Origin of the sequence: Niastella sp., from assembly GCF_045805085.1 — a bacterium.
Classification (GTDB): Bacteria; Bacteroidota; Bacteroidia; order Chitinophagales; family Chitinophagaceae; genus Niastella.
Genome location: NZ_JBJMLX010000308.1, coordinates 1 through 11,683 on the forward strand (window position 1 = coordinate 1; position 11,683 = coordinate 11,683).

The window sequence follows — 11,683 nt, forward strand, 5'->3', positions numbered from 1 at the left end:
GCTGCTAAAAAAACAACAACTGCAACTGTGCCAATGATGTTATACGTACTTTTCATATCGGTAAATTTATCCGTTGAATACATTTGTTGGTTTAGAGTTTTATAGAGTATTGAATTATAGTTTTCCAATGGCTTTCATGAAATCAACCCTGGCCACAATGGCATCGTACAAGGCGTTGATATAATTGGTTTGCGCGGCCTTCAGGTCAGTTTGAGCTGCAGTGATCTCAGTATTTGATCCTAACCCGGATTCAAATTTCTTTTTGGTTTGCTCATACACATCTTCCGCCAGCTTCATATTCTGCTTTTGATAGTCCATCGCCTCGATAGCTGTCTTGAAATTTATCCGGGCCGTTTCTACTTCATTATCTATTGATAATTTCAGGTTTTCTATCTGGTTCTCTGTTTTCTTCAGGGTAAGCTTTGCCTCCTGGATCTTCGATCTGGTGTAGAACCCTTTAAAAATGGGTACTGAAACGTTCAAACTGATATTGGAGAACGTGTACCAATCTCCTTTACCAAAGAAATTGAATTCGTTACGTTGCGCGTTCTTTGACCAGGAACCGGACAGGCTTACTGTTGGTATCTGGCTCAGGTTATAACGTTTGATATTATACTCATTCAATTTTCTACCCAGTTCGGCATATTGCATTTCCTTTCTGTCGTTGTAGTTATAACTACTTGCTTCCAGGATGCCGTTTTTTATCTGACTGTCGCTTAATGTATCGGTAAGCACCAGTTCCTCTTTCATGGGCATACCCATCAACAGTTTCAGTCCCAGGTTACCGCTGGCAATCTGGTTCTCAACCCTTTTCTTCTCTGTTTGCAGGTTAGCGATCTGCACATCTACTTTATCTACATCCAGTTTTTCGGCAAATCCATTTTTATACATCTCACGGGTATCGTGCTGCAGTTTTTGCAGGCGTTCAATGTTGGCATCGAGTAAGTCTATTTGTGTTTTGCTTACTACCAGCTGATAGTACACTTTATAAACGTTTGCCTTTATCAGTTCTTCGGTTACTTCTACATTTTTTCTTGCCCATTCCATGGTAGTTGCTCTTGCCTGCAAACCCACAAACACCTGGCCATCGAACAATATCTGGCTCAGATCAAAACCGGCGTTGGCAATCCATTTGGTCCCAAACTGGGCTCGTAATAATCCAATGTCATTTGGTACAGTAATTGGCCGGCCCGAACCATCAGTCACACCTTCTTTTTGCAATACACCATAGGTGGCCAATGATATGAAGTCAGGAAATGACTGTACGGCGATATTCGGATTATAGGTAGTACCCATTCTGCCGCTTAACTGCGGGTAGGCGCTGGAAGTAACCTGCCGGTTGGTTTCCTCTTGCAACTGAACATCCAGTAACAGGTTTTTAACCTGTATGCTGTTCTTTTTTGCATAATCTGCCGCTTGTTGTACGGTTAGTGCGTGTTTATCCTGTGCCAGGGCCGGTCGCATGATGCTTGTTAAAACCAGCATCATGGCGATTCTATAAATGCTTGCCGGATTCAGTTTCATAGTTCTTTGCATTTTTATTTCTATGCTGTTGATATTTCAAAATAAGTTTGTGGCCTTTCAGAGATGCAACCCCGAATACATAATGTTCAATAATAGCTTTGGTAACCTCAGACAATTTATACCTGGAGGGCGGGTAGAGGTCTATGTTAAAGGGGATCATCATAGAATCCAACCTGAACTTCGAAATTATATCAACACTCACATCGGGGCGATACAGCCCGTCTTTTATACCCCATTCCAGGTTCTTTCTGATGATCTCTAACAGGAACTTGTTTTTATGTTCCATAAACCGCTGGTATGCGCGAATATGGAATTTTTCCATATCGTATAATACCATGGGGTTCATACTGCTTAATTGTTCTATTACCTGGTCAACGGTTAAAAATATTTCCTCTATGGCATCCTTCGCCTCTTCGCCGCATTTCATGCAGTCGTGCTGCATATCCTGCACTTCTTCTTCCACAACTGCATCAACCAGCTCATTCTTATCGGTGAAATACTGATATATAGTCTTTTTCGACATGCCCAACTGGTTGGCTATATCATCCATGGATACCGAGCGAATACCATACCGTAGGAATAGTTCCTTCGCTTTATCCCGGATGCGCACTTTTGTATTTAAATCTGGTATCATAAAATCCGCACAAAACTATGGAAACTTTTTTTGTAACCAAAGTTTCCAACAGCTATTTTAAGCCGTTCATAACAAATACCTTTCCGAACTATTGTTCGTTATTAATGGAGCGGTATAGGATTTGCGCCAGCCGTATTATTTCTAACAGATTGCTTTCCAGCCAAAAACATACAACTTTATAGAAGCTTATTTTATTAGCCACCGGCAATGGGCTAATTTTGGGAGCAAACAAGGCAGCACATGAAATCTTCGCAACATATATTTAAAAAGGTTATACAGTACTTTCTGCAGGGGCTAATTATTTTAGCGCCTATCGCTATTACTATTTATGCAGTAACAGCTTTATTTAATTTTATCGATAACATCCTGCCCAGCCTCATCGGCTATTTCAACCCCAATGTACTGGGAACCGATGCCGCCGGCAATCCTAAAAAAATTCCCGGACTGGGTTTTATCCTGGTAACGCTTATCGTTATACTGGTAGGGTATGTTTCCTCCTCCTATGTTATCAGCAAGCTGGTTGACCTGTTCGATAAAGTACTCGAACGCACACCCGGCATCAAGCTTTTGTACTCTACGGTAAAAGATTTCTTTGAAGCCTTTGCCGGTAATAAAAGAAAATTTGATAAAGCAGTGCTGGTAAGTATTGAAACAACCGATGTATGGCAGATCGGTTTTATTACCCAGGAAGAAGTACATGGGTTTGGTTTGCAGGAATTTGTTGCGGTATATATTCCCCAATCGTATGCCCTCACCGGCCGCTTGTATTTTGTAAAGATCGACAGGGTAAAATTATTAACCGACATCAGTTCATCCGAAGCCATGAAGTTTGCCATCTCCGGTGGTGTTACTACTATCGATGAAGAAAGCGTAACGCCGAAGATGGGGGCAGAAGGCAGAAGGCAGAAGGCAGAAAACTGAAAACCCAAAGCAGCAGGTTAAACGCAGCAACACAATACTTAAAAGGTGGGTCGTCGTCCGCGGGCGGCTCACCTTTATGCTTACATCAGGGTGAGCCGTCCGCCAGCCGGCTGACGAACATCCATTCGAGTTACCCGACAAATACCGGCTTTGAAAATTCAAGGATCCTACATTTGCAGTTGCATTTTTTTGCCGTTTGCCGTTTGCCGTTTGCTTGTCATTTATGAAGAAGCTTCTCCTTATAACTACAATGGTATTATACCACCACCCCCTCTACCCCTGGGGCTTTTATGCCCATCGCCAGATAAATTATTACGCGGTATTTATGCTGCCGCCTGAAATGCTCGTGTTATATAAACCCAATCTCTCCTTTCTTACCGATCATGCCGTTGACCCCGACAAACGCCGCTATGCCGTAGCCGCAGAAGGCGCCCGTCATTATATAGATATTGACCATTACGGCGTATATCCATTCGATTCACTTCCACGCACCTTTTCCAAAGCCATTGAAAAATACGGCAAAGACACCCTGCAGGCATATGGCATTGTGCCCTGGCATATTCAAATCATGTTGTACCGGCTTACCGCCGCATTTAAAGAAAAAGACCAGGTGAAGATCCTGAAACTGTCGGCCGACTTCGGGCATTATATCGCCGATGCACATGTGCCCCTGCATGTATGCAGCAATCACAACGGGCAACTCACTAACCAGCAGGGCATTCATGCCTTTTGGGAATCGCGCATTCCCGAACTGCTGGCCGCCACCAATTGGGACTTTCTAATGGGCAAAGCCAGTTACCTCACCAACCCGCTTTCTTTTACCTGGAAACGAGTGCTGGAAAGCGCTGCCGCCGCAGACAGCGTACTGCGTATTGAACGGGAACTGACCACGCAATTTTCTGCTGACCGCAAATACTCCTTTGAACCACGGAATGGCCAGGTGATTAGGCAGTATGCCACAGCCTACTGCCTGGCCTATAACCAGCAATTGAATAATATGATAGAGCGGCGTATGCAGCAATCCATTGCCGCCGTGGCCTCTTTCTGGTATACGGCCTGGGTCAACGCCGGCCAGCCCGATCTGAAACAGCTTACTCATAAAAACCTAAGCGAGGAAGACCTGCGCGAATTCGACCGGTTAAACCAGTCATGGTTAACAGGAAAGGCGCTGGGCAAAGATTGTGATTAATTCATTATTAACCACTTACGCATCAACCACAAAATTAGGAGGGCCTTTAGTCCACCAAAATAGATACCTTTGCACTCCTTCTAATTTAAGAGTGAAACAATGATGCACAATTTTAACTCGGGCCCCAGCATTCTGCCCCAGGAAGTATTCAAACAAGCCAGTGAAGCCATTTTAAACTACAACAATTCCGGTTTGTCTATCCTGGAGATTGGGCACCGCACCGATCAGTTTCAGGCAGTAATGGACGAAGCCATTGCCCTGGTGAAAGAATTAATGCAACTCGACGATCAGCATGAAGTGCTGTTCCTGCATGGTGGCGCGTCCACCCAGTTCTTTCAAATTCCCATGAACCTGCTGAACGAAAATGAAATAGCCGCCTATACCGATACCGGTACCTGGTCGTCAAAAGCCATCAAAGAAGCCAAATTATACGGCCATGTGGAAGTAGTTTGCAGTGCCAAAGAATCGAACTACAACCATCTGCCCAAACAATTCACCGTTCCCAAAACCGCGAAGTACTTTCACCTCACCACCAACGAAACCATTCATGGTGTGCAGTGGCACGATTTCACTCCTTTCTTTGAAGCCGGCGTGCCCCTGGTAGCCGATATGAGTAGTGATATCCTGAGCCGGGTAATGGACTTTAATAAATTCGACCTCATTTATGCTGGTGCGCAAAAGAATATAGGCGCTGCCGGGGTAAACCTGGTGATCGTAAATAAAAACATTTTGGGTAAGGTAACCCGCAAGCTGCCCACCATGATGGATTACCGCCAGCATATCGAAAACGGTTCCATGTTAAATACGCCACCCGTATTTGCGGTGTATGTTTGTATGCTTACCCTGCGCTGGTTAAAAAAACTGGGCGGTGTACAGGCTATTGAAAAATTAAACAACCAGAAAGCGCAATTAGCGTACAATACCATCGATAACAATCCGGTGTTCAAAGGCGCGGTTATCAATAAAGAAGACCGCAGTAGTATGAATGTCTGCTTTGTGCTGAACAATGCCGACCTGGAAAAAGAATTTCTGACCCTGTGCAAACAGAACAATATTTATGGGGTGAAGGGTCACCGTAGTGTTGGCGGGTTCAGAATTTCGATGTACAACGCAATGCCACTGGCAAGCGTGCAGGTGTTGACAGACCTCATGAAAGATTTCGCAAATAAAAAAGGATAGCCCAAAGGGTGGGCAATCCGCCAGCCGGCGGACGGCTCACCCTTTGGAACTTAAGGTGAGCCCCTCTGTTAGAGTGACCCACCTTGTAAAAGGATAACTAAACGCATAAAAGTAAACAATGGCTAATATTTCTCCTTTCAAAGCCCTGCGCCCGCGACCTGAGCTGGCAAAGCAGGTTGCCTCACGCCCTTACGATGTGCTGAACTCAAAAGAAGCCCGTGAAGAAGTAGTAGGTAATCCACACTCGTTCCTGCATATTACCAAATCAGAGATCGACCTGCCCGAGGATATGGATATCCACAGCCAGCCGGTGTATGACAAAGCCAAAGAGAATATTGCAGCGTTTATTCAACGCGGTATCTTATTCAGAGAAGATAAACCCTGTTTCTATATCTATCAACTGATAATGAATGGCCGAAGCCAAACCGGTTTGGTAGCCGCCAGCTCTGTTGATGATTATGAAAACGACGTTATTAAAAAACACGAATTCACGCGCCCTGAAAAAGAGCAGGACCGCATTAATCACATCGCCACAACCGGTGCACAAACCGGTAATGTGTTTCTCGCTTACAGGAACCATGCAGAAGTGGATACGCTGATCGAAAACTGGAAAAACACCCATACACCGGTGTATAATTTTGTTGCCGATGATGCCATCAGCCATACCATTTGGGTAATTACCGACGAGGCGGTGAATGCGCAAATAACCAACCTGTTCAAAACACAGATCCCGCAAACCTATATCGCCGATGGACACCACCGGGCTGCCTCTGCTGCCAAGGTGCGCAAAGCACTGGGTACCCAGGCAAAGGCTGAAGCCGATCATTTCCTGACAACCCTGTTCCCATCGAACCAGTTGTACATTATGGATTATAACCGGGTGGTAAAAGACCTGAACGGGTTAACCGAAGCCGCTTTGCTTGAAAAATTAGGCGCTTCGTTTACCATTGAAAAATCGGGCAGTGCAGTAGCGCCTGCTAACCTGCATCAGTTTGGTATGTACCTGAAAGGTCAGTGGTATACCCTTACCGCCAAACCTGGCACCTTTACAACTGATCCTATTGGGGTGTTGGATGTGTCCATACTTTCTAACCTGGTACTGGATCCCTTATTAGGCATCAAAGACCAGCGTACCGATAAACGCATCGACTTTGTTGGGGGTATTCGCGGATTGGGTGAACTGGAAAAACGAGTGAACAGCGGCGAAATGGCCGTAGCGTTCAGCCTGCATCCCGTTACCATTCAGCAGCTGTTCGATATTGCGGATAGTGGTAATGTTATGCCGCCCAAAAGCACGTGGTTCGAACCAAAGTTACGGGATGGGTTGTTGACGCACTTGATTTATAGTTGATCAGTTGACCAGTTGACCAGTTGACCAGTTGACCAAGATGTTGACGAGTTGATAAGGTTGAAAGAGTTGATAGAGGATGAGATCGAAGTAGGAAGTTGACGAGTTAACATGTTGACAAGTTAACAGGGAATACAAATAGTCTGAGGCCGAAGGCCGAAGTAAACCAATAGAAAGCCGGAAATGCAGATGCTAGAAAATAGTAATGCCTTCCGGCTTTCGGCATTTTATGCCACCTGCATCCTATTTTAAGTCCCACCCCTTTATCAACCTTATCAACCATATTAACCCTATCAACCTGCCTCTCTACTCGTCAACAGGTCAACTGGTTAACTGGTCAACTTGCCCCATCCTGTCACCTATACAACTTCCCTACATTTTAACTTTATCAAGAACCAACAAGCATTATCTTTGAGACAATGAAACATCTTTTACCAGCGATAGGCTTATTACTGGCCGTAAATATGACCCAGGCTCAAACGGAGTCTGTTGATGTGAAAACCGTTCAGGAAACGGCCAAAAATTACATGAAGCAGGGAGATTATTCCAACGCCGTACTGGTGTTGAACCGGGGATTACAAACCAATACCGATAACCTGGAACTGCAAAAAGACCTGGCCTTTGCCTATTATCTTAATCGTGATTACTCCCACGGCATAGAAGTAGCCAGAAAATTCCCCGACCGCCAGGACGCTGATGTACAAAGCTTTCAGATATTGGGTATGTTATACAAAGCCATTGAAGAAGTAAAAGATTGTGAGAAAATGTACAAAACGGCCCTGAAGAAATTCCCCAACAGCGGCATCCTGTACAACGAATATGGCGAAATGATGTGGAGCAAAAAAAATTACTCCGATGCCATTAAATTATGGGAAAAAGGCATTGAATCAGATCCTAACTTTTCAGGCAACTACTATAACGCCACCAAACATTACTATTTCACTACCGATAAAGTATGGGTATTGATATATGGTGAAATTTTTATCAATCTTGAAAGTTATTCAAAACGCACAGCCGAGATCAAGATGGTGTTGCTGGATAGCTATAAGAAATTGTTCACCGATGCCAACATCACCAGGGATCAGGATACCAAAAATGATTTTGTGCGGGCATTCCTCGATGTAATGAAATCACAATCTTCATTTATTGGCGCCAATGGCGTAACCCCGGAAACTTTATCGGCCGTGCGCACCAAGTTCGTGCTGGAATGGTTCACAAAATATGCCAAAGGCCTTCCCTTCCGTTTATACGAATACCACCAGCAGCTGTTAAAAGCAGGTATGTTCGATGCTTATAATCAATGGATGTTCGGCACTGCAGCCAACCTGCCGGCTTACGAAAACTGGACTAAAACTCACCAGGAAGAATATAATAAGTTTGATTACTTTCAACACAACCGAGTGTTCAAATTACCTTCCTCGGGGCAGTATTATCAAACAGCAAAAAATTAATTAATTAGTCCCCCGATGCATCGGGGGACTTTTTTTATTTCAGCAGAATTGCTATATTCAATAAAGATCCTGGACCGGCTTTAAATTAATAGCTATGACCGAACCCAAACGTCTATTCGATTGCCTGCAATTCCATTTAAAAGAAAACAGATCTTTGCCCAACCTGCTGGCGGCAAAGGAAAATGGTCAATGGAAAAGCTACAGCACACAGGAAGTTAAAACTACCGTAGATAAACTGAGCGCTGGATTACTGAACCTGGGCATGCATTGCGGCGATATGACCGCTGAAAATCGCGATAAAATTGCCATTCTCAGCAAGAACCGCCCCGAATGGGTGATGCTCGATCTCGCCGTTCAACAGATCGGCGCCATCCTCACCCCCATTTATCCCACCATCAATGTGCAGGACCTGGAATTTGTGTTACACGATGCCCAGGTGAAAATGGTGTTTGTAAACGACGAAGAACTGTTTCATAAAGTTTTAAGCGTAAAAGAAAAAGTTCCTTCCCTGAAGGAGATCTACACGTTTGAACATGTGGCCAATGCCCGCCACTGGAAAGAGATCCTATCCCTGGCCAGTGAGGAAGCTCACAAAAAAGTACAGAGCATTGCCGATAATATCGACGGGGAAGACCTCGCCACCATTATTTATACGTCCGGCACAACGGGTACGCCCAAAGGGGTAATGTTGTCGCACCGGAACATTATGACCAATGTAATGGCCTGCTATCCCTGTTTGCCGGTATTCCCAGAGATGAAAGCGCTGAGCTTTCTGCCCCTGAACCATATTTTCGAACGCATGATCACTTACTTCTACCTGTACAGGGGTATTCCCATTTATTATGCGGAAACGATGGATACCATTGGGGAAAACCTGAAAGAAGTAAAGCCCGGCATGTTCACCACCGTTCCCCGCCTGCTCGAAAAAGTGTATGATCGCATTATGGCCAAAGGCGCGGAACTGACCGGCATAAAAAGAAAATTATTCTACTGGGCGCATGACCTGGCCACCCGGTACGAGATCAATAAACCCATGAGCTTTAGCTACAAAATGCAACTGGCCCTGGCCAATAAACTCATTTTTAGCAAATGGCGCGAAGGCCTGGGCAATAACCTGAAATGTATTGTAAGCGGTGGCGCCGCCTGCCAGGTGCGTTTGATCCGCATTTTTACCGCTGCACAAATACCAGTGCTCGAAGGCTATGGGTTAACAGAAACCTCGCCTGTTATCAGTGTAAACCGGTTTGAGGAAAAGGACCGGCAATTTGGTACGGTAGGCCCGCTTATCGACGACGTAGAAGTAAAGATTGCAGAAGATGGCGAAATACTTTGTAAAGGCCCCAATGTGATGATGGGCTATTACAAACGCCCCGATTTAACGAAGGAAGAAATGACAGGCGAATGGTACCATACCGGCGATATTGGCATGATGGTGGATGGCAGATACCTGAAAATTACCGACCGCAAAAAAGAGCTGTTTAAAACAAGCGGTGGTAAATACGTAGCGCCCCTGCCTATTGAAAATAAACTGAAAGAATCGATCTATGTAGAACAGATCATGGTAGTTGGGTCAGAAAGGAAATTTGTGGGCGCGCTCATAATTCCCGCCTTTCCAACACTGAAAGACTGGGCCCGCAAACAGGGCCTGCCCGACATGAGCAACGAAGAACTGATTAAACAACCGAAGGTACATGACCTGTACCGCGAACTAATTGATAGCTTCAACAAATTCTTCAACCACGTTGAGCAAATAAAACGGTTTGAACTGTTACCGCAGGAATGGAGCATTGAAACCGGCGAAATGACCCCCAAACTGAGCCTGAAACGAAAAGTGGTAATGGAAAAATACCGCGACTCCATAGAACATATTTACGCGTAATTATTGATTTTTAAGCATATAGGTAGCCCCCCGACATACATCGGGGGGCTTTTTATTTTCTGCTTGCCCTTCTTGTAACCTTTTTTAAAACAAACCCGTTTAAAACGGTGCTTATGACCAGACAAAACCCAGCTTTAACACACATAATTCCTGGGTTTTGTCTGGGCTATGTCTGGGCTTGGTCTGGGCTTGGTCTGCGTTTAAGTATAAAAATGGCTAACAGAGTTTAAAACGTGGGGCAGACAAGAAAAAAGGCAACTGATCTGGTCAAACTTGCTAAAACTGCATCTGTTTTATAAGGATGTTCTTGAAGAAATTTGTAGAAGGATAGCAGAAAACGGGTTGTTCGCGCCGGCCGGCCGGCTCAACTTTATACAACCAAATTATAGCCATGAAAAAGAACCAATAAGCAATAGGCAATTGGCAAATTATTCCCTAAACGGCGTCAGTTTGCCAATAATCGATCCCCCGCAATTCGCGAACCCTTGCCTATTGTTAATTGCCAATTGCCTATTGGTTGCGCCTTGTACCTTTATGATTTATCTTTACACTCAGAATGACTTGTAGCACCAAAAAATTTTAGTTTATGGAACTTACCGACGAGATACTGGTTCAGAGAACAACCAAATCAAGATTACCTGAAGTTGATTTCAATAAGCTGGGGTTTGGAAATTATATCTCCGACCACATGCTGATCTGTTATTATAAAAATGGTCAATGGGACGCGCCCAGTATTGTTCCTTTTGGCGATATTTCCTTAAGCCCTGCTACCCTGGCCCTGCATTACGGACAATCCGTGTTTGAAGGCCTGAAAGCATTCAGGCTCGAAGACGGCCGCGTGAACCTGTTCCGCGTGCAAAAGCATTATGAAAGATTGCTGCGTTCATTAAGCCGCATGTGCATGCCAGGCGTACCCGAAGAACTTTTTGTTGACGGCCTTCGCCGCCTCATTGAAGTAGACAGGGATTGGTTGCCTACGCAACCTGGTGGCGCCTTATATGTTCGCCCCATCATGTTTGCCAGCGAAGCCAAATATGGCGTAAAGATCTCAGATGAATATTGTTTCATCATGTTTACCGGCCCCGTTGGCGCCTACTTCTCCAACCCGTTGCGGTTAAAAGTAGAAACCGATTTTTCACGCGCGGCCAAAGGTGGCACCGGTTCTGCAAAATGCGCCGGTAACTACGGTGGCGCTTTCTATCCCACACAACAGGCAAAAGAAGCCGGCTATGACCAGGTATTATGGACAGACGCCCGCGAGAACAAATACATTGAAGAAAGCGGTATGATGAACGCCATGTTCGTTATCGATGGCGTACTGGTTACCCCGCCCACCAGCGATTCCATCCTGGCCGGTGTAACCCGCGATAGTTTACTCACGCTGGCCGGCGACCTGGGCATTCCGCATGAAGCCCGTCCTGTAGCCGTAACAGAACTGGAACATGCGTTCCGTCATAATACCATTTCAGAAGCATTTGGCGCCGGTACAGCCGCTGTAGTGGCTCCCATCGCCACTATTCACTTAAATGGTATTGACCACCATTTACCGGCTTATAAC

At 45.1% G+C, this 11,683-nt stretch carries 9 protein-coding genes; 7 read left to right on the forward strand and 2 right to left on the reverse strand.

Annotation, left to right across the window (positions count from 1 at the left end):
• Positions 1 to 114: 114 nt before the first annotated feature.
• Together ACJ751_RS15790 and ACJ751_RS15795 are read right to left on the reverse strand one after the other, a co-directional pair.
• Positions 115 to 1,524 (reverse strand): TolC family protein, encoded by a 1,410-nt coding sequence (locus ACJ751_RS15790; protein WP_407746465.1) that lies wholly within the window; start codon positions 1,522 to 1,524, stop codon positions 115 to 117.
• A complete protein-coding gene (locus ACJ751_RS15795) occupies positions 1,496 to 2,158 on the reverse strand; it encodes a TetR/AcrR family transcriptional regulator (RefSeq protein ID WP_407746466.1) in 663 nt (220 codons plus the stop codon). The genes ACJ751_RS15790 and ACJ751_RS15795 overlap by 29 nt, the downstream gene beginning before the upstream one ends.
• Positions 2,159 to 2,398: 240 nt before the next feature.
• Here ACJ751_RS15795 and ACJ751_RS15800 point away from each other — a divergent pair, with 240 nt between their 5' ends.
• From ACJ751_RS15800 to ACJ751_RS15830, 7 genes are all read left to right on the forward strand, one after another.
• Positions 2,399 to 3,079, forward strand: a complete 681-nt coding sequence (locus tag ACJ751_RS15800; RefSeq protein ID WP_407746467.1) for a DUF502 domain-containing protein — start codon at positions 2,399 to 2,401, stop codon at positions 3,077 to 3,079.
• A 223-nt stretch (positions 3,080 to 3,302) separates the two neighbouring features.
• Positions 3,303 to 4,268, forward strand: a complete 966-nt coding sequence (locus ACJ751_RS15805) for a zinc dependent phospholipase C family protein (RefSeq protein ID WP_407746468.1) — start codon at positions 3,303 to 3,305, stop codon at positions 4,266 to 4,268.
• Positions 4,269 to 4,367: 99 nt separating this feature from the next.
• Positions 4,368 to 5,447, forward strand: coding sequence for a 3-phosphoserine/phosphohydroxythreonine transaminase (serC, locus tag ACJ751_RS15810; protein WP_407746469.1), 1,080 nt, complete (start codon positions 4,368 to 4,370; stop codon positions 5,445 to 5,447).
• Between the two features lie 118 nt (positions 5,448 to 5,565).
• Positions 5,566 to 6,798, forward strand: coding sequence for a DUF1015 domain-containing protein (locus ACJ751_RS15815; RefSeq protein WP_407746470.1), 1,233 nt, complete (start codon positions 5,566 to 5,568; stop codon positions 6,796 to 6,798).
• 416 nt (positions 6,799 to 7,214) lie between these two features.
• Positions 7,215 to 8,246: a tetratricopeptide repeat protein gene (locus ACJ751_RS15820; RefSeq protein ID WP_407746471.1), complete on the forward strand. Its 1,032-nt coding sequence runs from the start codon at positions 7,215 to 7,217 to the stop codon at positions 8,244 to 8,246.
• Positions 8,247 to 8,340: 94 nt separating this feature from the next.
• Positions 8,341 to 10,125, forward strand: coding sequence for an AMP-dependent synthetase/ligase (locus tag ACJ751_RS15825; RefSeq protein WP_407746472.1), 1,785 nt, complete (start codon positions 8,341 to 8,343; stop codon positions 10,123 to 10,125).
• A gap of 586 nt (positions 10,126 to 10,711) precedes the next feature.
• On the forward strand, positions 10,712 to 11,683 hold a 972-nt coding region (locus ACJ751_RS15830; RefSeq protein ID WP_407746473.1), incomplete at its 3' end, for a branched-chain amino acid aminotransferase.